Genomic DNA, 22,757 nt, shown 5'->3' with positions numbered 1-22,757 from the left:
GGCGAAGCGGCGCTCGTCGCGAGCCCGCCGGCGCATCTCGAGGATGGCCTCGACGAACGGGCCCACCAGCTCGCGGGGGTCGCGCGCGCCGGTGCGGGCGAGGTCGCCGAGCTGCACCAGCATGGTGCGCCGGCGGGACCGGGCCCGGTCCATGGCGTCGGAGTCGAGGGTGTCGCGGGACCAGTCCCAGAGGTGCTCGTCGAGGGCGAGCAGCGCCGCCAGCGCGGGGTCGACCGCGCGGGCCGCGAGCGCCTCCTCGAAGCCGGACCGGTGCTCCTCGACGCCGTCGAGGAAGGGGTCGCCCGCCCGCGGCGCCGGGGCGTCCGGGGGCGCCGTCGCCGGCCGCGCCCGCCCGGTCGCCGCCGCCATCGACTCGCCCCCGGGGCGCAGCGCGTCGATCGGCAGGGTGGCGCCGCTCTCGAAGCGGCGCTCGCGACCGCCGCGGCGGAGGGTCACACCGCCGTTGCCGCGCACCGTCGCGGTGCCGGCCTCGAGGTCGAGGATGCAGGCGGTGTGCTCGTCGACGCCCAGCACCGCCGCGCCCTCGTCGAGCATCTCCTCGAGCAGGCGCAACCGGCGCTCGCCCATGTAGCAGAAGCGGGTGTCGTGGGTGCCGCCCTCGGCGTTGTTGAAGTGGGGGATCACGGCGCCGTCGATCCCCGCCTCCCCGAGGACGTCGAGCCCCTCCAGCCAGTGGGGCGCCTCGCCGACCTTGTAGATCTCGTAGACCGGCAGGGCGTAGCGTCCCAGCGCGCAGGCGGCGGCGCTGGAGAAGGTGACGCAGCCACCACCCCGCAGCTTCTCGACCAGCACCCCCGGCACCTCGGAGCCGCGCCACTGGCGCAGCGCGTACGAGGGGCTGCCCGGACCGGCGAAGACGTACCGGGCCTCGCGGAGGCGGGCGAGCATGGTCTCGAAGCCGAGCCCGGTGGTGGTCTCCGCGGAGCGGAAGGAGGCCACGCCCATCTCCCGGCGCACGTTCTCGCGGAAGTAGCTGAGCGCCTTCTGGGTGATCTCCCCGGCGTTCTCCTGGAATCCGTACGGGGTGTCGAAGAGCACCGCGGGCACCGGCGGCGGGCCGAGGCGGTCGAGCAGGTCGGCGTGCACCCCGGTCATCGTCGGGCTGGTCTCGCCCGAGCCCATGATCACCAGCAGCCGTGGGAGGGTCATGGGTCCGATGCTAGCGTCACCCGGGGTTCGGGGCGCCTCCCGCGCCGGCGGCGGCCTCGCGGAGACGATCGCAGAGGGCGGCCACGGCGAGGGTGTCGGTGGCCCCCCGGAAGCGCGAGGGCGGCGCCGCGGCCGGGCGGCGCAGCTCGGTCCAGGCGGCGTCGACCATCTCCCGGTAGGCGTTGACCGCGGGGCTGCGGCGGGTCTCGGTGGTGCCGTCGCGGTGGAGCAGGCGCAGGGTGGTGTCGGCGGGCCCGCAGGTGAACGGCCGCTCCACGGTGAGCACCGCGTCGGTGCCCGCGACCTCGAGCAGCTGTCGCTCGGGCGCCTCGAACGAGCACTCCACGGTGGCCACCAGCCCGTCGCCGAAGTCGAGCCACCCCCGCAGGCTGGCGTCGACCCCGTCCCCGCCGCGGCTGCACGCCGCCGCCACCCGGAGCGGCGGCCGCCCCGCGACCTCCAGCAGTGGGGTGAGGCAGTAGACGCCGACGTCGAGGAGCGCGCCGCCCCCCATGGCCTCGAGCCAGCGGTGGTTGGCGGCGTCGGTGAGCGGGAAGGTGAACACGCTGCGCATCGAGCGGAGCTCGCCGAGCTCGCCGCCGCGGGCCAGCTCGACGGCGGCGCGGTGACGGGGATGGAAGCCGGTCATGTACGCCTCGAGCAGCCGCACCCCGGCCGCCTCGCAGGCGGCGTGCATCGCCCGGGCGTCGTCGCCGCAGCAGGCCAGCGGCTTCTCGCAGAGGACGTGCCGGCCGGCGGCGGCGGCGCGCTCGGTCCAGCGCCGGTGCAGGCCGGTGGGCAGGGGGATGTACACCGCCTCGACCTCGGGGTCCTCGAGCACCGCCTCGTAGCTGGAGTGGGCCCGGCGCGCACCGGTGGCCATCGCCACCCGCCGGCCGGCGTCGGGGTCGCGAGAGGCGACCGCGACCAGCTCCGCGCGCGGGCTCTCCCGCATCGCCGGGAGCACCGCGGCGCGGGCCACCCACGAGGTGGCGCCGATCACCCCCCAGCGGACCGGATCGCTCATCCCGCCGCGCCGAGCAGCGCCGCCCCCGGGGCCAGCGGCGCGCCGCCGGCCAGTCCGGAGTGGTGTGCGGCCTCGAGCACGGCGATCACCCGGCGCACCGACTCCGCGGTCACCGCCAGCGGCTCGCCGAGCTGGAGGTGGTCGGCGAGGTTGCGGTGGAAGGCGAAGCGGCGCTCCGGCGCGGGCGGGATGCGGGTCTCGGTGGTGCCCATCCCGCTGCGGTAGCGGCGCAGCACCAGCTCCACCGGCGCCTCGGCGTGGTGGGCGGTCTCGCTGACGTAGCCGCGGCCGGCCTCGATGCGCTCGGTGGTCAGCGGCCGGTACCAGCCCGCGAGCGTCCCCGAGGTGCCCTGCACGTAGAACTTCGGCGGCCGCACGGCGGCGATGTCGGACTGGAGGAACTGGGCCTCACGGCCGTCGGCCCAGCCCAGGCGGACCCGCACCTGGTCCAGGTTGGTGACGTCGTGCCAGACCCGCTTGTGGCCGGTGGTCGCGACCGTCTCGGGCATCCCCGGCAGCAGCTGGAGGATCCAGTCGAGGTGGTGCGAGCCCCAGTCGTACACCGCTCCCCCGGAGAGGGAGACATCGGAGTGCCAGGCGCGGCAGGGGTGCTCGAAGCCGCCCACGAAGGTCTCGACGTTGAAGACCTCGCCCACCTCGCCGGCGTCGACGGCGGCGCGCAGCGCGGTGAAGTCCTGGTCCCAGCGGCGGTTCTGGTTCACGGTGAGCACCGCGGCGTGGCTCCGCGCGGTCTCGATGAGGAGGTCTGCGTCGGCGACCCGGAGGCACAGCGGCTTCTCGCAGACCACGTGCTTGCCCGCCCGGAGCATCGCCAGCGCGAGCTCGGCGTGGAGCGCCGGCGGGGTGGCGATGACCACGATGTCGACGCTGGGGTCGGCGGCGAGCTCGGCGACGGTGTCGACGGTGCGCACCGCCGGGAAGTCGGCGCGCGCCGCCGCGCAGCGGGCGGGAACGCTGTCGCAGACCGTGGCCAGCACCAGCCCCGGGGTGGCGTCGACGGCGAGGCCGTGGCTGTGGCCCATCCCTCCCAGCGGCCCATAGCCGACCAGGCCGACGCCGAGGTCGCGCTCCACCCCGGCGGCGCCGAGCACGGCGCGGCGGAGCGCGGTGGCGAGCTGGGGATTGCGGAGCGCCGCGGTGGTGCCGCCGAGCCCGCTCACCACGACCCGGCCGGCCCCGGCCACGGTCTCGACCAGGGCGGGGCGGGGGCGGAGGGCGACGCTCACGGTGAGCACGGTGCGGGCGCCGCCGCGGGGGTCGAGCGGGAGGAAGGAGTCGACGACCGGGAACTCGGCGTCGAGGCGCCGGGTCAGGGCGCTCTCGGCGGCGCGCGCCGCGAACACCTCGGCCTCGGGCAGCGCCGGGCCGGTGGCGGCGAGGCCGAGCAGCTCCCCGAGCGGGCCCTGGGCCACCGCCTCGGGCGGCGGCGCCAGGGCGAGCAGCGCGGCGCCGCGGGCGACGTGGTCGAGCAGCCGGCGGGCGCCGGCGGCGGTGAGCTCGGCGGGGGCGCCGTCGATGATCACGGCGTCGGCCCGCTCGAGGTCGGCGGGGAGGCCGGCGCGGCTCACCGTCACCTCCGCGGGCAGGAGCAGCGCCCGCAGCACCGCCTCGCGCTCGGGCCCGACGTCGGTCCCGAGGACGACGACGCGCGTCGTCGCCGCCGCGAGGCCGCGGCCGTTGTGGCGCTGGACCAGCACGGGGAGCTCCATGTCGGGGCGGCTGCCGCCCGGGAGGCGGCCAGCGGGGATGCTAGCAAGAGCTCTGCGACCGCCCCGACCCGCGAAGCTGCCGCCGCACCCGCGACGGCGTGACGACCTACACATATCAGTGTATGCTGACGGCCATGATGCCCCGCTGGTTCCGCCTCGTCCTGGTCGCCGACCTCGCCCTGCTCGCCGCCGTGGCCGTGCTCGGCGCCCGCCTCGCCCTCGACGGCGCCCACCAGGCCGGCCGGGTGATCACCCCGTGGGGCCGGCCCGCCGCTCCCGGGGCGCCGCCGGCGGCTCCACCCGGCGCCGCACTCCCGATGCCTCCGCCAGCGGCGCCCGGTGCCGCGGCCGGCGGGCCGGTGCTCGGGCCCGCGCTGCTGCACCGTCTCGACTCCGACGCCGCCGCCTCGGCCAACGCCCAGCGCGGGCTGCTGGGGATGGTCGAGGAGGCGATCCGCGCCCACATCGTGGGCATCCTCGAGCACGCCGAGCACCGAGGTCGGGGCGGTTGACGCGGCCGGTTCGAGTGGTGCCACGGCGGCATGACGGTCGGCTCCCGACCCGGTCACGGCACCGGAAGGATCGCCGGAGCCTCCGGATACTTCGCGCCATGGGAATGTTCGCCACCTTCGAGTTCGGCCAGGCCTGGATCGAGGCCATCGCGCGCATGGGCTACGACACCCGTCCCAAGTCCCTTGCGCTGACCAACCGCGCCGTCAAGGGCCCGGTCTACAGGCACTACCGCCGCCTCTGGGACGAGGAGCGCAAGCGCTCGGCGATCGCCGCCCGCACCTTCCTCTCCGGACGCTGGTTCCAGATCAAGCGCGAGGTCGCGGAGCCACGCGACGTCGAGGAGCGGCAGGCCGCCTGAGGTCCCCCTGCCGGGCCCCCCGCACTACCTGCGCCGTGCACTTTCCAAACGCGATACCGTTCCTCTAGTGCCGTCCCTGGCCGTCGGCATCGGAGAGGGGTGCTCCGGCGACGGCCCGGCCGGCCGAGGGGGGAACGTGGACAACGGGCGCGGGACCGAGGACGCCGTCCTGGCGATCATCGACCACTGGTGGCGGACCGGACCCGCCAACCAGCCGCCGCTGATGGCCGCACAGATCACCCTGCGCATGCTGCCCCGGCTGCCCACGTCCTCAGACGCCAGCCTGCTGGTGCCCCAGGTGGTCGGGACCATCCGCGACCTCGCCCGGCGGGGACGGATCCGCGCCGTCACCGACGGCTCCGCGGTGCTCAGCTACTCGCCGCCGCTGGTCTCCCGCAACGGCGACGGCCGCCGCTGAAGGCCGGCGCCAGCGGGCGTCCGGGCAGGGGAGGACTCACGATCCGGGTGCTGATGGCCTGGGGGAGGCCCCCTCAGCATCGAGCGCGTCAGCGCTCAGAGGACACAGGAGAATAGGGGCCATGTCGGGCACCGTTGGCATCGACGTGGGCAGCGGCGGAGTGCGCGCCGTGATGCTCGACGATCACCTCCAGGTGCTCGGCCGCGAGGAGCGGGCGCTGCCGCCGGGCAGCCGCAGCGCCGGCGGCGGCCACCGCCTCGACGAGAGCGTCCTCGTCGAGACCGCGCGGGCGGTGCTCGACGGCCTCTGCAGCCGGCTCGGCGAGCGTCCCGAGGCGGTGGCGGTCTGCGGCACCGCGGGCACCCTGTGCCTCCACGACGGCGCCGGCGGGATCGCCGCCGACGCGGTCGCCTACGACGACCACCGCCACGGCACCGGCCTCGATCGGGTGCGGGCGTGGCATCGCCAGGTGCCCCGGGCGCACCGGGTCCTCGCCGTCGCCGACGCGGTGCTCGAGGCGCTGGGCGCCGAGCCCGGCGCCACCGACTGGACCAACGCGCTCCGCCTGGGCTGGGACCCGGTCACCCAGAGCTGGCCCGCCGGCGCCGACGGGCTCCGCCGCGCCGGCCTGCTCCCCGAGGCGGTGCCGCCGGGCACCCCGGCGGGCCGGATCACCGTCCCCGGCGCCGCCCGGGGCGCCCGGCTGGTGCGCGGCACCACCGACGGCTGCGCCCTCGAGCTCGCCGCCGGCGGCCTCGAGCAGGGCGGCGCGGGCAGTCCGCCCGACGATCCGCGGTGGACGATCTCGCTCGGCACCACGATCACCTGGAGGACGGTGGTGACCGGGGACGCGCCCGGGCTGCGGCTGCCTCCCGGCGCCTACCTGCACCGCCTCCGCAGCGACGTCTGGCTGGTCTCCGCCGCCGGCAACAGCGGTGGCGGGGTGCTCCGCGCCCTCGAGCCCGGCGCCGACCTCACCGCCCTCGACGACCGGAGCCGGGTGCCCACCGGCCTCGCCGCCTACCCGCTGGCCCGGCCGGGGGAGCGCTTCCCGGTCGCCGGCCCTCGCTTCCCCGGCTTCGGGCTGCCCGCCGCGGACGACCCCCGGCTCCACGCCGCCATCCTCGAGGGCACCGCGCTGGTGACGCGGCTCGGGGTCGACCGGCTCTGCGCCGGGGGCGCCGCGCCGCCGCGACGGCTGCGGGTGAGCGGAGGCGGAGCCCGCAGCCGGCTGTGGATGCGGCTGCTCGCCTCGGCGCTGGGACGCCCGGTCACCGCCGTGCCCGACGCCGAGCCGGCGCTGGGGATGGCCCTGCTCGCCGCCGCCACGGTCAGCGGCGCCGCCCCCGGCGCGCTCGGGGCCGCCGGCGGCGCCGAGGGCGAGACCCGGCACCTCCCCGACCCCGAGCTCGCCGATGCGCTCGAGGAGGCCTACGCCGCGCTGGTCGCCGGGGTGCTCCGCTGGGAGCGGCGGCCCGTCCCCCGCTGACCCGCGGTCAGACCGGCGCCTCCTCATGAGCTCCGGTCAACTGCGCCGGTAGCTGATCCCGAGCAGGCCCTCGCCCGCGGTGGCCCCGGCGGCGCGGCGCGCCACCGCCACGTAGACGAGGATCACGGCGCCGCCGATGGCGCACTGGCGGAGCATGCCGGCGGGCGCGTCCTGGCGGGGCAGCTGCTCGATGGCCTCCAGCACCAGGGCGACCCCCCCGGAGGCGACGGCGAGGTCGACCAGCCCGGCGAAGGCGACCCGCAGGCGTCCGCGGGGCCGGGCCGGGAGGCGGCGGCCGGGCAGGTGGAGGAGCGCGGCGACGATCGCCATCGCGAGCACCGAGGCGAGCAGGAGCGAGGGCACCGCCCCCTGCATCCGGTGGATGGCATGCTCGGCGGGACGGCCGACGAGGAAGCCGAGCAGGCTGAACCCGACCGTCCAGGCGAGCACCGAGACGACCAGCCCGGCAGCGAAGGTGCGCCGCCGCACCGCGGCGATGCCGGCGGCGAGGTTGGTGTAGACCCGCATCCCCGGAAGCAGCCGGCAGACCATGACCCCGACCCAGCCGCTCACCTCGAGCCGGCCGAGGATGCGGTCGAAGCGCTCGCGCTGGCCCATCCGGGCGGCGAGCCGCCCCAGGGCGGGACGGCCGACGGCGCCGGACCAGGCGTGCCCGATCATGCCGCCGGTGGCCATCGCCAGGGTGGTGGCGGCGATGAACAGGGGGAGGCTGAGGTGGCCGGTGGCGGCCATGACCCCACCGGCGACGAGCAGCAGGTCGCCGGGGAGCAGCGGCAGCGGCACCCCCGACTCCTCGGCGAAGAGCACCGCACAGATCAGCAGCATCGCAAGCGCGCCGTTCATGTGGGTGAGGCCGCTCACGTCGATCCTCCGCCGGGCATCGCTCTCCAGTCTGGGGGCTGGGCCCCGGGCCCGGGGCAACACGTCCGTGACGACCCGCCCCGCCGCGGCAGGCTGGCCGCCCTCCCTTGACCCACACACACATGTTTGTGTAGGCTAGGCGCAGCCGGCGTCAATCCCGCCGGCGGCCTGGAGGGGCGGCCCGCACCGACCGCGTGCCAGGAGGCGCCTCCCGTGGAGCAGCTCAAGCAGCTCATCGACAACTGGATCGTCCTCGCCCAGGGTCTGATCGGCTCGGTGGGCGCCCTCGCGTTCCTGCTGGCCTTCGCCTACAAGATCATCGCGGTCGAGCCGCGCAGCGTCATGGAGGCGAAGCGCTGGATCGGACGCATCGTGTTCGGCACCATCGGTGTCGAGGTGGCGGGCACGCTGACCCACGCGCTCATCTCCACCATCCCCGGCGGCGCCCACTGACCGGGCGGGCCGCCCCGGTGCCCACCACGACGGTGGCGCTGCTTCCCAGTCTCATGGACCCGCTGGGGGGATTCGTCCACCTCCTCAGCGGCGCACTCGGTCACTTCGTCGACGGCGCCCGCGTCGACATCGAGGCGGTGCTGCAGCGCTACCTCTTCCGCACCGTCGACACCACCGCCGCACCGTCGCGCGCGCTCACCGACAACCCCGGCCTGCGCCGTCTCAACCTCGGCCTGGCGGTGGCCTGCGACCTGCTGCTCACCGCGGTGCTGCTGATCGCGTCGCTGCGCGGAATCTTCGAGCGCACCGGCTACCGCGCCCGCTACTCGCTCAAGGTGATGCTGCCGCGGCTGCTGCTCGCGATCGTCCTGGTGCACTTCTCGCTGCCGCTGCTGGCGATGGCCCTCGACCTCGACAACGCGCTCTGCGCGGTGGCGCTCTCGCTCGGTGACGAGATGCACGTCGACGGCCTGCCCTGGTCGCCGGTGATCGGCGCGCCCGCGGTGGCGCACATGTCGGTGGGGCAGGACCTCTTCCACGCGGTGTTCGCCGTCGCCGTGGTCGTCGCGCTGGTCATCCTCGTGCTCGCCTACGTGGTTCGCCACGCGCTGCTCTGCGTGCTCATCGTGGTGGCGCCGCTGGCGGCGATCTGCACGGTGCTGCCCGACACCCGTGGGCACGCCCGCGGCTGGATGCGGCTGTTCACGGTCACGGTGGCGATGCAGCCGGTGCAGCTGATCGTGCTCCGCGTCGCCGAGGTGGTCGCCGTCGACGCCGGTGGCGGCCTGGTGCAGAGCCTCTATGCGCTGGCGACCCTCTTCCTGATGCTCAAGGTGCCGGGCGCGCTCAACGTCGCCGCTCACCTCGAGACCAAGGCGGAGACCATCGGCCACCGCCTCGAGCGCTCGGTGCATCACGCCGTGCATCACGGCCACACCACGCGGCGCAGCGGGTGATCCGCGCCCTGCTCCTCGCCACCGCCGCCGCCGCGATCCTCGGCGCCGCCGGGCTGGGCGTCGCCGGGGCGGGCGCCGCGCTGCGCGGCGTGCCCGAGGGCGGCTTCGCCGACCCCGTCCTCGGCGCGGTGGTGAGCCAGCCGTACGGCTGCACCGCCCTCGCCATCGAGCCGGCCAGCCGCGGCTGCGCCGCCGGCCACTTCCACAGCGGCGTCGACCTCGCCGCGCCGGCCGGCACCCCGGTGCGCGCCACCCTCGCCGGGGTGGCCCGGGTGGTGGTGGCGGCGGGCGGCTACGGCCTCCACGTCGTGCTCGACCACGGCGACGGCCTCAGCAGCCTCTACGGCCACCTCAGCGCCGTGGCGGTCGCCGACGGCGACGAGGTCGCGGCCGGCGAGGTCGTCGGCGCGGTCGGCTCCACCGGCAACTCGACCGGGCCGCACCTCCACTTCGAGATCCGCCGCGACGGCCTCCCCGAGGACCCGTCGCTCGACCTCACCCAGGGGAGCGCCGCTCCCCGCCACGGAGAACCGTCATGGTCAACCGAGTCATCCTCATCGGCAATCTCACCCGCGACGCCGAGAGCATCGCCGCCCGCTCACCGATGACCCGCATGCGCCTCGCCACCAACGCGGTGTGGCGCGACGCCGACGGCAACCGCCAGGAGGCCGCCGAGTACCACACCGTGATCAGCTTCGGCCGCCTCGCCGAGATCTGCGCCGCCTACTGCGCCAAGGGCCGCCGCATCTACGTCGAGGGCAGGCTGCGCACCCGGGAGTACGACGGCTCCGACGGCCTCCGCAAGATGACCACCGAGATCGTCGCCGACATCATGCATCTGCTCGACCGCCGCGACGCCGCCGGCGAGCATGAGCCCGACGGCGAGGCCGACCGCAACGGCGTGGCACCGGTGCTCGCCTCCGCGGGATGACGGCCGCCGGGGGGCCGCCCGCGCGGCCCCCCGGTTCGACCCACCCCCGGCGTGCCGCCGTCGCTCGACCCGCGTCGAGGCGGTCACACGCTACCGTCGGCCGCCATGCGGGCCCTGCTGGTCGTCAATCCGAAAGCGACGGCAGCCACGCGGCGGGCTCGGGACACGCTGGTCGACCGGCTGTCCGGACAGGTCGAGCTCACCGAGGTGTCCACCGAGCGCCGGGGACACGCCGTCGACCTGGCCCGCACCGCGGCCGACCGGGCCTTCGACGTGGTGATCGCCTTCGGCGGCGACGGCACCGTGAACGAGGTGGTCAACGGCCTGCTCGCCGACGGGCCCGACGCGGCGCTGCCGCGCCTCGCGGTGGTGCCGTGCGGCTCGGCCAACGTGTTCGCCCGGGCGCTGGGCCTGCCCAACCATCCCGTCGCGGCGTCGGAGGCCATGCTCGGCGCGCTGCACGACGGCCGGGCGCGCTCGGTGTCGATGGGCGTCGCCGACGAGCGGTACTTCACCTTCTGCGCCGGCATGGGATTCGACGCCACGGTGGTGCGCATCGTCGAGGGCCGGCGGGCCCGGGGCAGCCGCGCGACCGTCTCGCTCTACGTGCGATCGGCGCTCCGTCACTACGCCACCGGCGCGGAGCGGCGCGGCCCGTCGATCCGGCTGCACCCGGGCGACGGCAGCGCGCCTCCGCCGCTGTTCCTGGCGATCGTGACCAACACCTCGCCGTGGACGTACATCGGCGAGCGCGCGATCACGCCCACCCCGCGGGCCGGCTTCGACAGCGGCCTCGACGTGTACGGCATGACCGTGTTCGGGCCGGTGCCCGTGTTCCGCAGCGTCCTCCGGCTCCTGGCCCGGTCGGACCGTGTCGCCGACGAACGCTGGTCGGTGTCGCTGCACGACCAGGCCGAGTTCGCGCTGAGCGCGCCCGAGCCCGTCGACTTCCAGCTCGACGGCGACTATCTCGGCCGGCGCACCGAGGTGCGTTTTCGCGCCGTCCCCGACGCGCTGCGGGTGGCGGTCTGACCGCCGCCTACGGCAGCGGCGTCCCGAAGCGCTCCGCGGAGACCACCTCGGCCGGTGGGCGGCGGTTCTTCACCCCCCTGCCGACGGGGTTCCTCGGGTAGCCGAGGGGGATGATCGCGAGCACGTCGTGGGTGTCGGGCACGCCCAGCAGCGCGGCGACGCCGTCGAGGCCGCCGAACCCGACCCAGTTGGAGCCGACCCCGTCGGCCCACGCGGTGAGGGTCATCGACTGGATGGCGCGGCTGGCGTCGGAGACGGCGAACCGGCTCTCCCGCTCGACCGCGACCACCACCGCGGCCGCCGCGGAGGCGATGTAGCGGCCGGTGGTGGCGAGCCCGCCGAGCTGGTTCAGCGTCTCCGGCCGGCGCACCAGGATGAAGTGCCAGGGCTGGCGGTTCATCGAGCTGGCGGTGAGGCGGGCCGCCTCCACGCAGCGGCGGAGGACCTCGTCGGGCACCTCCCGATCCTGGTACTCCCGGACCGCGAGCATGGTCCGGACCGCCTCGAAGACCGGGTTCGACATGGCAGCCTCCTCGGATGGTCGGTCCCGTCCTCCCCCCGCATTGTCGGCGCAGAGGCGGCGGTGATGCCCGGGCGCTCGCGAGGAGCACCGGAGCGGCTGCGCCTGCTCCGCGGGCGAGAGGCGGCCCGCGGCGCCGCCGTGATAAGAGTGAGCGGCCGGCGCAGCGCGGTGCGAGGAGGCCGCCGCCGGGCAGGAGGGAGGACCCGTGGCGCTCCGCCGCGTGCTCATCGCCAACCGCGGCGAGATCGCCCGCCGGGTGATCCGCGCCTGCCACGACGAGGGCCTCGAGGCCGTCGCCGTCCACTCCGAGGTGGACGCCGCCGCCCCCTTCGTCGGCGAGGCCGACCAGGCGGTGTCGATCGGCCCCGGACCGGCTCCCCGGTCGTACCTGGACGTGGCGGCGCTGCTCGAGGCGGCGCGGCGGACCGGCGCCGACGCCGTCCACCCCGGCTACGGGTTCCTCTCCGAGAACGCCGGCTTCGCCGCCGCCGTCGCCGCCGCCGGGCTCACCTGGGTGGGACCTCCCCCGGAGGTGATCGCCGCGATGGGCGACAAGGTCGCCGCCCGCATGGCGATGCGCGCCGCCGGGGTGCCGGTGGTGCCGGGCACCGACGACGCCCTCGGCCCCGACGAGGACGCCGCCGCCGCCGCCGGGGCGGTCGGCTTCCCGCTGATGGTCAAGGCCCGCGCCGGCGGCGGCGGCATCGGGATGCAGCGGGTCGACGACCCCGCGGCGCTGGAGGCGGCGGTCGCCACCGCGCGCCAGCGCGCCACCGCGGCGTTCGGCGACGGCGGCGTCTTCCTCGAGCGCTTCGTCGACGGTCCCCGCCACGTCGAGATGCAGGTGCTCGCCGACGCCCACGGCAACGCCGTCCACCTCGGCGAGCGCGAGTGCAGCGTGCAGCGGCGCCACCAGAAGGTGATCGAGGAGAGCCCGTCGTGCGCCCTCGACGCCGGGCTGCGCGAACGGATGGCGGAGGCGGCGCTGCGGGCGGCGGCGGCGATCGGCTACCGCAACGCCGGCACCGTCGAGTTCCTCGTCGACGCCGCCGGCGACTTCCACTTCCTGGAGATGAACACCCGCCTCCAGGTCGAGCACCCGGTCACCGAGATGCGCACCGGCATCGACATCGTGCGGCTGCAGCTGCGGATCGCCGCCGGTGAGCCCCTGGGCCTCACCCAGGAGCAGGTGCGCTTCGACGGCCACGCCATCGAGATGCGGATCTACGCCGAGGACCCGTATCGCATGTTCCCCAGCCCGGGGACGATCACCGCCTGGCGCGAGCCCTCCGGCCCCGGCGTCCGGGTCGACAGCGGGGTGGTCGAGGGCAGCGTGGTCAGCCATCTCTACGACCCGCTGCTCGCCAAGCTGATCGTCCACGCCCCCACCCGGGAGGCGGCGATCGACCTGGCCCTCGGCGCCGTCGGCGGCTTCGGGGTGGAGGGCGTCAGGACCAACCTCGCCCTCCACCGCCACGTCCTCGGCTCGGCGCCGTTCCGCGCCGGCGACTACACCACCGCCCTGCTCGAGGTCATCGGCCCGGTGCCGCGCCCGGTGCCCGCGGGCTGAGCGGCGCACCAGGAGATCCGACCGTGGAGCTGAGCACCGTCCTCTACGAGACCCTCGACGGCGTCGCCACCGTCACCCTCAACCGTCCCGAGCGCCGCAACGCGCTGAACACCACCCTGCTCGGCGAGCTGCTCACCGCGCTCGGCGCGGCGCGGGACGACCCCGAGGTGCGGGTGGTGATCCTCACCGGCGCCGGCGACAAGGCCTTCTGCGCGGGGGCCGATCTCGGCGGCATCGCCGCCGGCGCCGGGCCGATCGAGCTCCACGAGGAGCGGCGCCGCTTCGTCGAGGTCTTCACCCTGGTCACCCGGATGGGCAAGCCGGTGATCGGCTGCATCAACGGGCACGCGCTCGCCGGGGGCTTCGGGCTGGCGCTGAGCTGCGACATGCTGGTGGCCGCCGACACCGCCACCTTCGGCACCCCGGAGATCAACGTCGGCCTCTGGCCGATGATGATCATGGCCATCATCGGCAGGAACCTCCCGCCCAAGCGCGCCATGGAGCTCTACATGACCGGCGAGCGCATCGACGCGCAGACCGCGCTGAGCTGGGGGCTGGTCAACCGCGTCGTCCCCGGTGCGGAGGTGCGCGGGGTGACCTGGGAGCTGGCCCGCGGCCTCACCGAGAAGAGCCCGCTGCTGATGCGCCTGGGACGCGACGCGTACTTCGCCATCGCCGACCTCGACTTCGAGAGCGCCCTCAACGTCCTCCACTCGCAGCTGACCGTGCTCACCCTCAGCGAGGACGCCGCCGAGGGCACCCGGGCGTTCCTGGAGAAGCGCCCGCCCCGGTTCAGGGGGAGGTAGGTGCCAATGCCTACGATGGCGTCTTTCTCACCCGGAGGAGACCGATGACCGAGGTCAAGGCGGAGCTGGTCGGCAACCTGTGGAAGATCGTCACCGAGGTCGGCCAGCAGGTCGAGGAGGACGACACGCTGATGATCCTCGAGTCGATGAAGATGGAGATCCCGATCACGACGCCGGTGACCGGCACGATCCGGGAGATCCTGGTCAAGGAGGGCGACGTGGTCCAGGAGGGGCAGACCGTCGCCATCGTCGAGTAGAGCCGCGGGTACGCTGGCGGCGTGCTGCCCGACCTCCACGAGATCCGCACCGCCGACAACGTCGGCATCGGCTACGACGCCGCCGGGATCGGCAGCCGCTTCCTCGCCTTCGCCCTCGACGCCCTGATCCTCGGCGCGGTGGTGTTCGCCGCCCTGGTGGTGGCGGTGGTGGTCTCCCCCGACGGCGTGGTGGGCACCGTCGCCCTGGCGCTGTTCCTGCTCATCCCCATGCTGGTCGCGGTCGGCTACTTCACCCTCGCCGAGACGCTCACCGCCGGTCGCACCCCGGGGAAGCGCGCCCTCGGCCTGCGCGTCATCCGCATCGACGGCGGCGCCCCGGGTTTGCGCGAGGCGCTGGTGCGCAACATCGTGCGCCTCGTCGACGTCGCCCTCGGGATCGGCCTGGTGGTGATGTTCGTCGACCGCCGCTCCCGCCGCCTCGGCGACCTCGCCGCCGGCACCGTGGTGGTCCGCGAGCGCCGCGCCACCCTTCCGGCCGCCCCGGTGCTGCCGCCGCCGATGCTGCGCACCCCCGACGCCGGGCCGGTGATCGACGGGGTCGACCGCCTCGGCGGCGCCGAGTGGACCGCGCTGCGCACCTTCCTCGCCCGCCAGGGGATGGATCCCGAGCAGCGCGCCCGGCTCGCCGCGGTGATGGCCGAGCGGCTCTGCGAGCGCCTCGGGCTCGGCCCGGCGGCGCCGGAGCGGCAGTGGCCGCCGGAGCTGCTGCTCGAGCGCCTCTACCTGCAGCTGCTCCCGCGGATGGCCCCCTCCCCGCCGGCCCCGGGGATGCCGGTGTGACCGCCGAGCAGTTCGCCGCCCGCCGCCAGGCGGGCTGGGCCGAGCTCGAGCGCCACCTCGCCCAGGCCCGCCGGGGGGCGCTGCGCTCGGTGCCCGCCGACGCCCTGCAGCGCTTCGGGGTGCTCTACCGGCACGCCGCCAGCGACCTGGCGATCGCCCGCCGCGACTTCCCCACCGAGCCGGTCACGGAGTACCTCAACGGCCTCTGCGGCCGCGCCCACCCGCTCCTCTACCGGGGCCAGCCGCTGCGCCCCTCGGCGCTGCCCGCCTTCTACGCCACCGGCCTGCCCCGCGCCGTCCGGCAGGCCGGCCGGTACGTCGCCGCCAGCCTCGCCCTGAGCCTGGTCGGGGTGCTCGCCGGCTGGCTCGCGGTGCGGCTCCGTCCCGACATCGCCGCCACCCTCATCCCCGACTCGCTCTTCGACCGGATGGCCCGCGGCGAGGCCCACGGCGTCGGCAACGCCCCGGTCGCCGCCACCTTCATCATCCAGAACAACATCCGGGTCGTCCTGCTCGCCTTCGCCGGCGGCCTGCTGCTCGGCATCCCCACCGCGCTCTCGCTGCTCGCCAACGGCTGGATGCTCGGCACCCTCGGCGCCGCGGTGCACCGGGACGGTGTCGACGAGCGCTTCTGGGCGCTGATCGTCCCCCACGGGGTGATCGAGCTCAGCGTCATCGTGCTCGCCGGCGCCACCGGGCTGATGCTCGGAGACGCCATCCTCCGGCCCGGGCTGCTGCGCCGCACCGACGCGCTCGCGGCGGTGGCGCTGAACGCCGTGGCGCTCGCCGTCGGCGCCGCCTCGCTGCTGGTGATCGCCGGCCTGCTGGAGGGCTTCGTCTCCCCCAGCGACCTGCCGATCGGGGTCAAGTACGCGATCGGAGCCACCACCGCGGTGCTTCTCTACTCCTGGCTGCTGCTCGCCGGCCGGACGCGGTCGCCGGCGCCGCGCCTCCGCCTCGACGCCTGATCGCACTCCACGGCGCCGCGTACACTGGCCGCATGGAGGTGGTCCGGATCACCCCGCGCGGGTATTGCCACGGCGTCGTCGAGGCGATCCGCATGGCCAAGAAGGTGGGCGTCCAGAGCGGCGGCGAGCCGGTCTCGATGCTCGGCTACCTGGTCCACAACGAGCATGTCACCCGCGAGCTCGAGGACCATGGCGTCCGCCTGGTCGACTCCGACGACCGGGTCGCCGGCCTCGAGCAGATCGAGTCGGGCACGGTGATCTTCACCGCCCACGGGGTCTCGCCGGCGGTGGTCGAGAGCGCGCGGGCGCGCGGGCTGAACGTCGTCGACGCGACCTGCAGCGACGTGACCCGCACCCACGACCTGGTCCGCCGCCTGCTCGGCGAGGGCCGCGAGATCGTCTACATCGGCAAGCGCGGCCACCCCGAGCCGGAGGGCGTGGTCGGCATCGACGCCGAGCGCATCCGCCTGGTGGAGCGCATCGAGGAGGTCGACGACCTCGACGTCCCCGAGGGCACCCGGCTGGCGGTCACCTGCCAGACCACCCTGTCGATGTGGGACACCCGGGCGATCATCGACCGCCTGGTCGAGCGCTTCCCCGAGATCGAGGTGCACAACGAGATCTGCCTCGCCACCCAGGAGCGCCAGGAGGCCGCGGTGCGCGCCGCCGCCGACCTCGACTGCGTGGTCGTGGTGGGCAGCCAGCGGAGCAGCAACAGCCGGCGGTTGGTCCAGGTGGTCGAGGAGCGGGCCGGCCGCCGCGCGATCCTCGTCGACACCGCCGCCGACCTCGACCCCGCCTGGTTCCGGGGTGTCCGCCGCGTGGGGGTCACCGCCGGGGCATCGACGCCGACCCAGATCACCCGGGCGGTGATCGCCGCGCTCGAGGCCCTGCCCGACCAGCAGAACGAGCTCGCCCAGCCGGCCGGGGACGCCGCCCGGAGCTGAGCGACCGGCGTACCTGGAAGCCGGAACCGGAGGACGCGAACGGGCGTGCGCCGCCCCCGCACGGCCGGTACACTGCGGACGACCGCCGCATCGCCGGCGACTCGAGGAGGTCAGCCGTGACCACGATGGGGACCCCGCCCGACGAGCCGATCCCCGCACCGGCGAGCGAGCCGGAGGCGGTGGCGCCGAGCGCGGCGGGCACGATCTCACCCGACGGACGCTGGGTCTGGGACGGCACCCGGTGGCAGCCGGCCGGGCCCGCGGGGACGGTCCCCGGATATCCCGGCGCCGGCTACGGACCGGTCATCGGGCCCGCCCCCGGCCTCGCCTACGCCGGCTTCTGGATCCGCCTCGTCGCCTACCTCATCGACTCGGCGATCATCTTCGCGGTGCTGTTCGTGCTCTCCCTGGTCATGGGCGGCTTCCTCAAGACCGACCCGACCACCGGGGTGCAGCAGGTCAACGGCGCCGTGCAGGCGATCGCCATCCTCGGCGGCATCGCCTACATCGTGGGTTTCTGGGGCACCCGCAGCGCCACCCCCGGGCAGATGGCCCTGGGCATGCGCATCGTCCGCGCCGACAACGGGGCACCGATCGACCTCAGCAGGGCGGTGATCCGCTACGTCGGCTACGTCATCTCCGTCATCCCCTTCGGCCTCGGCCTGATCTGGGCCGGCTTCGACCCGCGCAAGCAGGGATGGCACGACAAGCTCGCCGGCACCTACGTGGTCCGGCCGGTGGCGCAGTGACCACCTCCGACATGCCCCCCGAGGACCCGGCCGCCGCGAGCGCGCCGCCGCCGAGCCCGCCCGGCACCCTCTCCCCCGACGGCCGCTGGGTCTGGAACGGGCAGCAGTGGCAGCCCGCTCCGCCGCCGCCGCCCCCCGGCTCTCCACCCCAGGGGTACGGGTACCCGCCGGCCCAGGCGCCGTATCCCGGCTACGGCGCGCCGCCGCCGGGATACGGCATGCCGCCGCCCGGATACCCCGGCGCCGGCTATCCCGGGTACCCGGTCCGGGCGATCGGCCCGGCTCCCGGGGTCGCCTACGCGACCTTTCTGCAAAGGGTCGGCGCCGCGATCCTCGACGGGATCATCTTCGTCGTCCTCACCATCATCTTCCTCATCGTCATCGGCGTCTCCGCCGGGTCGGAGGGCACTCCGAGCAACAACGCCGGCGTCGCGATCGGCGTCATCGGCCTCATCCTCACCTTCCTCGCAGCGTGCGTGTACCAGATCGTGCTGCCGGCGCAGGGTGGCACCTACGGGATGCGAGCCCTGCACCTGCGCGTGGCCCGCGCCGACAACGGCGCCAACATCGGCCTGCCGCTCGCCTTCGGCCGCTGGGCGGTGATGGTGGCGATCAGCTTCGTGCCCTTCGGCAGCTTCCTCGACGTGCTCTGGATGCTCTGGGACGAGCGCAGGCAGACGCTCCACGACAAGGCGGTCAACACCTTCGTGGTGACCCCGGTCGGCTGAGGCTCTACAGCCGCGCCCGGCGCTTCAGCTCCAGGTAGCGGTTGACCAGCCGGGGGCTCAGGGTGCGGGCGTCGGCGTCGAGGGTGTCGACGCCGCTGCGGCGGAGGATCTGCAGCGAGGCCTCGCGGTCGGCGAGCAGGCCGCCGGCGACCGCCCTCGCGTAGGCGTCCTCCGCCTGCCGGGGGCGCATCCGGGCGGCGTCGTCGAGGGCGGGGTCGCGCACGGTGATCACCAGCGGCAGATGGTGGCGGCGCAGCCGGGCGCACTGGCGGAGCAGCGCCGCACCCTGGTCGGGATCGAGGACGTCGGTGAAGATCGCCAGCAGCGCCCGCCGCCGCTGCCAGCGGCTGAGGTAGCCGAGGGCCTCGTCGTAGTCGGCCTCGATGAGCCCCGCGCGCAGCGGCTGCACCGCGTCGAGCACCGCCCGCAGCTGGCCGCGGCCGGCGCGCGGGGCCAGCGCCACCGTGACCCGGTCGTCGAAGGCGAGCAGGCCGGCGCGGTCGCCGGTGCGCAGGGCGACGTGCACCAGCAGCAGGGCGGCGTTGATGGCGAGGTCGAGCTTGGTGAGCTCACCGGCACCCACGCCCATCAGCCGGCCGTGGTCGAGGCACACGATCACCGGCTGGGCGCGCTCGGGGATCAGCTCGGTGGCCATCAGCCGGCCGCTGCGGGCGGTCGCCCGCCAGTTGATGGTGCGCAGCGGATCGTCGGGCACGGCGTCGCGCACCCGCTCGAACTCGGTGCCCTCGCCGGGCCGGCGCAGGCTGCGCACCCCCATCTCGGCGAGCTGGCCGCGCCGCGCCAGCGCCTCGTAGCTGCGCACCGCGCTGAGGTCGGGGTCGATCCGCACCGGCGCGGGCTCGCCCAGCGCCGACTGGCGCCACCCCAGCCCCCAGGGCCCCTCGACCCGCACCACGGTGCGGCCGAAGTCGCGCCGGCCGCGCACCGGCGGGGTGAGCGCGTAGCCGGCGTCGCCGGGGATCCAGAGCCGGCTCACCTCGACCGAGGCGCGCATGTCGGGCGGGTGCTCGTCGCGCACCGCGGCGCGGTGGCGGCCGCCGCCCTCGACCTCGATGCGCAGCCGGACCGGGTTGGCCCGCCCCACCGAGAGCGGCTCGTCGAGCTCGCGCACCGCGCGCAGCCGGGCTCGCGACGGTGCCCGCCGGCCGTCGACCGCGATCGCGACGGCGGCGGCCGCGAGCAGCGCCAGCGCCACCCAGCGCAGCGGCGCCACCGCCGCCGAGACCGCCAGCAGCGGCAGCGGGGCGAGCAGCAGCGCCACCCCCCTGGCGGTCATCGCGGCACCGGCACCCTGGCCACCGACCGCTCCACCGCGGCCACCTCGGTGACCCCGGCGAGCTCGGCCTCGGGACGGCGCACCAGGCGGTGGCGCAGCACCGGCACGCAGAGGTCCTTGACGTCCTCGGGGATGACGTAGTCGCGGCCCGCGATCGCCGCCAGTGCCTTGCCGCCCTGGAGCAGGGCGATGGCGCCGCGGGGGCTGCTGCCCAGCAGCAGATCGGGCGAGCTCCGCGTCGCCGCGCACAGCTGGGTGATGTACGAGATGATGACATCGTTGACACGAACCGCGGCGGTGTCGGCGCGGGCGGCGCCCAGCGCCTCGGCGGTCACCACGGCGCGGAGGCCGGCGGCGCCGAGGTCGAGGGGGCTGAAGCCGGCGTCGACGCGGCGGAGCAGCTCGGCCTCGGCCTCGGCGCCGGGGATGGGCACCTCGAGCTTGAGGAAGAAGCGGTCGAGCTGAGCCTCGGGGAGCGGGTAGGTGCCCTCGAACTCCACCGGGTTCTGGGTGGCGATCACCAGGAAGCGGTCGCCCAAAGGCATGCGGGTGCCGTCGGCGGTGACCTGCCGCTCCTCCATCGCCTCGAGCAGCGCCGCCTGGGTCTTGGCGGGGGCGCGGTTGATCTCGTCGGCGAGCAGCGTGTCGGTGAAGATCGGCCCCTCGCGGAACTCGAAGGTGCCGCGGTCGGCGCGGTACACGCTGGTGCCGACGATGTCGGAGGGGAGCAGGTCGGGGGTGAACTGCACCCGGCGGAAGCGCGCGTCGGTGGCCTCGGCGAGGGCCCGGGCCATCAGCGTCTTGGCGGTGCCGGGCACCCCCTCGAGCAGGATGTGGCCGCCGGTGAGCAGGCCGAGCAGCAGCCCGTCGAGCACCTGCGTCTGTCCCACGATCACCCGGCCGAGGCTGTCGTGCAGGGCGGCGCGGAGCTCGGAGGCACGGGTCACGGCGGCATTGTGGCGCTCGCCACCGGCGCCCAGCCGCGCTCGCAGTCGTCGACCTCACGGGCCAGCGCGAGCAGCGCCGCGTCCCCGGGCCGGGCGATGGCCAGGCTCCGCGCCCGCGCCAGCGCGGCGGCGACCGCCCCGGCGCGGGCGTCGCCGTAGCCCTCGAGGCGGTCGACGAAGGCGGCATCGTCGAGCGCCGGCTCGATCCCGGCGGCGGCGCCGACCCGCTCCTTGAGCTCGGTGGCGTAGCGCTCGGCCACCCCGCCGAGCCGGCCGGATCGCCCGTAGAGCCCGGCCATGGCGGTGACGAACTCGTGGGCGCTCGGCACCCGGGCGGCGTCGCCTGCGGGCACCGGGCGGCCCAGCCGCCGGCCGTTCACCGCGAGGTGGACGAGCACCACCAGGGCGGCGAGCAGCCCCGCCGCCCCCACCGGCCCGGAGAGCACCGCCCCCGCCCCGCCGGAGGCGCCCTCGCCGTGGTGGACCTCGTCGAACGCGACCCGACCGCCCCGGGAGCGCTCGAGCAGGGCGAGCACCATCCGGTACGCGTCGCCCCGCCGCGGCTCCAGGCCGGCGTTGCTGAGCGGGAAGGGGCTGCCGAGCACGTATGCCCTCCCCGAGCCGAGGCTGCTGCCGACCAGCACCACCCGCCCGCCGCGCTCGAGCAGGGGGACGCTGGGCGCAGGGGTGTCGAAGCCGATGCCCTCGGCGACGGGAACCCGGCGGATGCGTCCTCCGGGATCGATCGGCTGCACCGGGACGGCGTCGCCGGCGGCGACCACCCGGGCGGGCACCACGCGGAGGCGATCGAGCAGCGGCTGGGCGAGGCCGAGGTCGTCGACGGCGGCGATGAGCTCGCCGCCGCTGCGCACGAAGCCGTCGAGGGTGTCGAGCTCGGCGCTGGTGAACCCGGCGGTGGGCTGGACGACGACGAGCACGTCGGTGGCGGTCAGGTCGAACCCGCCGCTGACCCGGCGCACCGAGAGCCCGAGCTCGCCGTCCCCCAGCCAGGAGTAGAGGGCGAGGGTGCCGGCGCGCCCCGCGCTCCGCGACGAGGGATCGGCGTCGTCGCCGCCGCCGGGCGTGATCAGCGCCACGGCGACGATGACGGTGAGGGCGCCGGCCAGCCAGAGCAGCGGCCCGAGGACGCCCCGGGCGCGGCCGGTCACGCCGTCACCCTCCGCGCCCCGGCGAGCCGGCGCACCGCGGCGCAGCGGTCGCGGGCGACCAGCCAGCCGGCCTCGTCCACGGCGTCCCCGGAGTACCAGGCGCGGTCGAAGGCGGCGGCGGCGGGGGCGAGCGCGCCCACCAGGTCGGCGTCGCCGGCGGCGCGGGCGAGCAGCTCCCGGGTGGTCCAGGACGGGTCGACGGGCAGCCGTCCCCGCAGCGCGACGCTGAGCAGGGCGCTGCGGAAGGCGCGGCGCACCGCCTCGCGGTGGTCGCCGGCCGCGGCCGCGGCGAGCGCGGCGGACCACTCCGCCTCGGGATCCGCGCCCGCCTCGCCGCCCTCCTCGGGCACCCGGCGCACCCGCCGGCCGGCGGCCCCCCGGAGCAGGCGGAGCACCAGCACCACGGCCACCAGCAGCACCGCGGCGCCGGCGACCACCGACCCCACCGGACCGAGCGCGCCGCCGACGCCGCCGGCGAGCCGGCGCAGCCCGTCGAAGAGCTGGGCCAGGAACGAGGGCGTGTGGGGCTGGTCGAGCCGGGCGAAGGCGGGCCGCCGGTAGACGTCGTCGAGACGCTGCCGGGCGGCGGCGTCGTCGCCGGGGGCGGCGTTCTCGGGCAGGGTCAGCACCGCACCGATCGCCCGGAGCCGGGTCACCGCGTCGCCGAGATCGGGCGGCCGGCGGGCGAGGTCGGCGCCGACCGCGCCGAGCGCCGTGCCCGGCGAGGGGGCCAGCCGCCGCGCCTCGGCGAGCGCGGCGAGGGCCCCGGGGAGGTCGGGGGGCACCGCCTCCAGGTCGGCCGCGGCCCGGTCGACGAGCCTGACGTAGGCGACCGCGTCGGGGGTGGCGGCGTGCGCCGGCCGGGGCAGCCCGAGCCAGAGCAGGGCGAGGAGGAGGGCGATGCGCGCCGGACGCCAGGTCACAGCGAGGCGGCGAGCATCTCGATGTCGAAGGCCTCCTTGCGGATGCGCAGGTCGTAGTAGACGAGGGTGAGGGCGATCAGGCTGAGCGGGGAGACCACCACCGAGCTCACCGC

Annotated in this window: 26 protein-coding genes; 17 read left to right on the top strand and 9 right to left on the bottom strand. The window is 75.8% G+C overall.

All coding sequences use genetic code 11. The features are described from left to right. From VGL20_13305 to VGL20_13295, 3 genes are all read right to left on the bottom strand, one after another. Positions 1–1,170: hypothetical protein (locus tag VGL20_13305; protein ID HEY2704660.1), on the bottom strand; the 1,170-nt coding region annotated here is incomplete at its 3' end. Between the two features lie 16 nt (positions 1,171–1,186). Next, positions 1,187–2,197, bottom strand: a complete 1,011-nt coding sequence (locus tag VGL20_13300) for a Gfo/Idh/MocA family oxidoreductase (GenBank protein ID HEY2704659.1) — start codon at positions 2,195–2,197, stop codon at positions 1,187–1,189. Beyond that, positions 2,194–3,927 (bottom strand): Gfo/Idh/MocA family oxidoreductase, encoded by a 1,734-nt coding sequence (locus VGL20_13295; protein ID HEY2704658.1) that lies wholly within the window; start codon positions 3,925–3,927, stop codon positions 2,194–2,196. Before VGL20_13295 ends, VGL20_13300 begins: the two co-directional genes overlap by 4 nt. A 122-nt stretch (positions 3,928–4,049) precedes the next feature. On the opposite strand from VGL20_13295, the gene VGL20_13290 reads away from it, so the two are divergent. The 4 genes from VGL20_13290 to VGL20_13275 all read left to right on the top strand — a co-directional run bounded on the left by VGL20_13290 (position 4,050) and on the right by VGL20_13275 (position 6,705). Beyond that, positions 4,050–4,439: a hypothetical protein gene (locus VGL20_13290; protein HEY2704657.1), complete on the top strand. Its 390-nt coding sequence runs from the start codon at positions 4,050–4,052 to the stop codon at positions 4,437–4,439. 98 nt (positions 4,440–4,537) lie between these two features. After that, on the top strand, positions 4,538–4,798 hold the full coding sequence (locus VGL20_13285) for a hypothetical protein (protein HEY2704656.1): 261 nt from the start codon (positions 4,538–4,540) through the stop codon (positions 4,796–4,798). A 136-nt stretch (positions 4,799–4,934) separates the two neighbouring features. Next, positions 4,935–5,216 (top strand): hypothetical protein, encoded by a 282-nt coding sequence (locus tag VGL20_13280; GenBank protein HEY2704655.1) that lies wholly within the window; start codon positions 4,935–4,937, stop codon positions 5,214–5,216. Between the two features lie 121 nt (positions 5,217–5,337). Next, on the top strand, positions 5,338–6,705 hold the full coding sequence (locus VGL20_13275) for an FGGY-family carbohydrate kinase (GenBank protein ID HEY2704654.1): 1,368 nt from the start codon (positions 5,338–5,340) through the stop codon (positions 6,703–6,705). A 36-nt stretch (positions 6,706–6,741) separates the two neighbouring features. Here VGL20_13275 and VGL20_13270 read toward each other — a convergent pair whose 3' ends face one another. Further along, positions 6,742–7,587: a VTT domain-containing protein gene (locus VGL20_13270; protein HEY2704653.1), complete on the bottom strand. Its 846-nt coding sequence runs from the start codon at positions 7,585–7,587 to the stop codon at positions 6,742–6,744. Positions 7,588–7,800: 213 nt separating this feature from the next. On the opposite strand from VGL20_13270, the gene VGL20_13265 reads away from it, so the two are divergent. The 5 genes from VGL20_13265 (at position 7,801) to VGL20_13245 (ending at position 10,959) form a co-directional block, all read left to right on the top strand. Then, positions 7,801–8,040, top strand: coding sequence for a hypothetical protein (locus tag VGL20_13265; protein HEY2704652.1), 240 nt, complete (start codon positions 7,801–7,803; stop codon positions 8,038–8,040). A 17-nt stretch (positions 8,041–8,057) separates the two neighbouring features. After that, on the top strand, positions 8,058–8,996 hold the full coding sequence (locus VGL20_13260; GenBank protein HEY2704651.1) for a conjugal transfer protein TrbL family protein: 939 nt from the start codon (positions 8,058–8,060) through the stop codon (positions 8,994–8,996). Next, entirely contained in the window at positions 8,993–9,604 is a 612-nt protein-coding gene (locus VGL20_13255) for a M23 family metallopeptidase (protein ID HEY2704650.1), read from the top strand. Before VGL20_13260 ends, VGL20_13255 begins: the two co-directional genes overlap by 4 nt. Beyond that, positions 9,532–9,927, top strand: coding sequence for a single-stranded DNA-binding protein (gene ssb, locus VGL20_13250; protein ID HEY2704649.1), 396 nt, complete (start codon positions 9,532–9,534; stop codon positions 9,925–9,927). Before VGL20_13255 ends, ssb begins: the two co-directional genes overlap by 73 nt. A gap of 105 nt (positions 9,928–10,032) precedes the next feature. After that, the gene (locus tag VGL20_13245) at positions 10,033–10,959 is read left to right on the top strand and encodes a diacylglycerol kinase family protein (GenBank protein ID HEY2704648.1); all 927 of its coding nucleotides are present in this window, start codon (positions 10,033–10,035) and stop codon (positions 10,957–10,959) included. Between the two features lie 7 nt (positions 10,960–10,966). Here the strand turns inward: VGL20_13245 and VGL20_13240 are convergent, their stop codons facing one another. Further along, positions 10,967–11,482 (bottom strand): nitroreductase family protein, encoded by a 516-nt coding sequence (locus VGL20_13240; protein HEY2704647.1) that lies wholly within the window; start codon positions 11,480–11,482, stop codon positions 10,967–10,969. Between the two features lie 205 nt (positions 11,483–11,687). Here VGL20_13240 and VGL20_13235 point away from each other — a divergent pair, with 205 nt between their 5' ends. The 8 genes from VGL20_13235 to VGL20_13200 all read left to right on the top strand — a co-directional run bounded on the left by VGL20_13235 (position 11,688) and on the right by VGL20_13200 (position 18,308). After that, positions 11,688–13,052 carry a biotin carboxylase N-terminal domain-containing protein gene (locus VGL20_13235; protein HEY2704646.1) on the top strand — a complete coding sequence of 455 codons (1,365 nt, stop codon included), beginning with the start codon at positions 11,688–11,690 and terminating at the stop codon, positions 13,050–13,052. A 23-nt stretch (positions 13,053–13,075) separates the two neighbouring features. Continuing rightward, on the top strand, positions 13,076–13,858 hold the full coding sequence (locus VGL20_13230) for an enoyl-CoA hydratase-related protein (GenBank protein ID HEY2704645.1): 783 nt from the start codon (positions 13,076–13,078) through the stop codon (positions 13,856–13,858). A gap of 44 nt (positions 13,859–13,902) precedes the next feature. Then, the gene (locus VGL20_13225) at positions 13,903–14,115 is read left to right on the top strand and encodes a biotin/lipoyl-binding carrier protein (protein HEY2704644.1); all 213 of its coding nucleotides are present in this window, start codon (positions 13,903–13,905) and stop codon (positions 14,113–14,115) included. A 21-nt stretch (positions 14,116–14,136) separates the two neighbouring features. After that, a complete protein-coding gene (locus VGL20_13220) occupies positions 14,137–14,916 on the top strand; it encodes an RDD family protein (protein HEY2704643.1) in 780 nt (259 codons plus the stop codon). Continuing rightward, on the top strand, positions 14,913–15,884 hold the full coding sequence (locus VGL20_13215; protein ID HEY2704642.1) for a stage II sporulation protein M: 972 nt from the start codon (positions 14,913–14,915) through the stop codon (positions 15,882–15,884). Before VGL20_13220 ends, VGL20_13215 begins: the two co-directional genes overlap by 4 nt. Positions 15,885–15,916: 32 nt before the next feature. Beyond that, complete coding sequence (locus tag VGL20_13210; protein ID HEY2704641.1) at positions 15,917–16,831, top strand: 4-hydroxy-3-methylbut-2-enyl diphosphate reductase; 915 nt, start codon at positions 15,917–15,919, stop codon at positions 16,829–16,831. 125 nt (positions 16,832–16,956) lie between these two features. Beyond that, complete coding sequence (locus VGL20_13205) at positions 16,957–17,580, top strand: RDD family protein (GenBank protein ID HEY2704640.1); 624 nt, start codon at positions 16,957–16,959, stop codon at positions 17,578–17,580. Beyond that, positions 17,577–18,308 carry an RDD family protein gene (locus VGL20_13200; GenBank protein ID HEY2704639.1) on the top strand — a complete coding sequence of 244 codons (732 nt, stop codon included), beginning with the start codon at positions 17,577–17,579 and terminating at the stop codon, positions 18,306–18,308. The genes VGL20_13205 and VGL20_13200 overlap by 4 nt, the downstream gene beginning before the upstream one ends. Before the next feature lie 4 nt (positions 18,309–18,312). On the opposite strand, the gene VGL20_13195 is transcribed toward VGL20_13200, so the two are convergent. The 4 genes from VGL20_13195 to VGL20_13180 are packed head-to-tail and all read right to left on the bottom strand — an operon-like array spanning position 18,313 to position 22,644. Continuing rightward, positions 18,313–19,605 (bottom strand): DUF58 domain-containing protein, encoded by a 1,293-nt coding sequence (locus VGL20_13195; GenBank protein HEY2704638.1) that lies wholly within the window; start codon positions 19,603–19,605, stop codon positions 18,313–18,315. Next, positions 19,602–20,552 (bottom strand): AAA family ATPase, encoded by a 951-nt coding sequence (locus tag VGL20_13190; GenBank protein ID HEY2704637.1) that lies wholly within the window; start codon positions 20,550–20,552, stop codon positions 19,602–19,604. The genes VGL20_13195 and VGL20_13190 overlap by 4 nt, the downstream gene beginning before the upstream one ends. Then, the gene (locus VGL20_13185; GenBank protein HEY2704636.1) at positions 20,549–21,721 is read right to left on the bottom strand and encodes a DUF4350 domain-containing protein; all 1,173 of its coding nucleotides are present in this window, start codon (positions 21,719–21,721) and stop codon (positions 20,549–20,551) included. The genes VGL20_13190 and VGL20_13185 overlap by 4 nt, the downstream gene beginning before the upstream one ends. Then, positions 21,718–22,644, bottom strand: coding sequence for a DUF4129 domain-containing protein (locus tag VGL20_13180; GenBank protein ID HEY2704635.1), 927 nt, complete (start codon positions 22,642–22,644; stop codon positions 21,718–21,720). Before VGL20_13180 ends, VGL20_13185 begins: the two co-directional genes overlap by 4 nt. Positions 22,645–22,757: the final 113 nt, after the last annotated feature.

The sequence above is a fragment of the Candidatus Dormiibacterota bacterium genome (assembly GCA_036495095.1).
In the GTDB taxonomy this organism is placed as follows: domain Bacteria; phylum Chloroflexota; class Dormibacteria; order Aeolococcales; family Aeolococcaceae; genus CF-96.
Note: the sequence above shows the minus strand (reverse complement) of the source record. Positions and strands in the feature narration are given on the sequence as shown.

What these genes read in the sequence shown, in the direction of transcription:
- VGL20_13205 (HEY2704640.1), top strand. Translation starts at nt 16,957, where the DNA reads ATGGGGACCCCGCCCGACGAGCCGATCCCCGCACCGGCGAGCGAGCCG.
- VGL20_13300 (HEY2704659.1), bottom strand. Translation starts at nt 2,197, where the DNA reads ATGAGCGATCCGGTCCGCTGGGGGGTGATCGGCGCCACCTCGTGGGTG.
- VGL20_13225 (HEY2704644.1), top strand. Translation starts at nt 13,903, where the DNA reads ATGACCGAGGTCAAGGCGGAGCTGGTCGGCAACCTGTGGAAGATCGTC.
- VGL20_13240 (HEY2704647.1), bottom strand. Translation starts at nt 11,482, where the DNA reads ATGTCGAACCCGGTCTTCGAGGCGGTCCGGACCATGCTCGCGGTCCGG.
- VGL20_13290 (HEY2704657.1), top strand. Translation starts at nt 4,050, where the DNA reads ATGCTGACGGCCATGATGCCCCGCTGGTTCCGCCTCGTCCTGGTCGCC.
- VGL20_13275 (HEY2704654.1), top strand. Translation starts at nt 5,338, where the DNA reads ATGTCGGGCACCGTTGGCATCGACGTGGGCAGCGGCGGAGTGCGCGCC.
- VGL20_13245 (HEY2704648.1), top strand. Translation starts at nt 10,033, where the DNA reads ATGCGGGCCCTGCTGGTCGTCAATCCGAAAGCGACGGCAGCCACGCGG.
- VGL20_13285 (HEY2704656.1), top strand. Translation starts at nt 4,538, where the DNA reads ATGGGAATGTTCGCCACCTTCGAGTTCGGCCAGGCCTGGATCGAGGCC.
- VGL20_13295 (HEY2704658.1), bottom strand. Translation starts at nt 3,927, where the DNA reads ATGGAGCTCCCCGTGCTGGTCCAGCGCCACAACGGCCGCGGCCTCGCG.
- VGL20_13195 (HEY2704638.1), bottom strand. Translation starts at nt 19,605, where the DNA reads ATGACCGCCAGGGGGGTGGCGCTGCTGCTCGCCCCGCTGCCGCTGCTG.
- ssb (HEY2704649.1), top strand. Translation starts at nt 9,532, where the DNA reads ATGGTCAACCGAGTCATCCTCATCGGCAATCTCACCCGCGACGCCGAG.
- VGL20_13210 (HEY2704641.1), top strand. Translation starts at nt 15,917, where the DNA reads ATGGAGGTGGTCCGGATCACCCCGCGCGGGTATTGCCACGGCGTCGTC.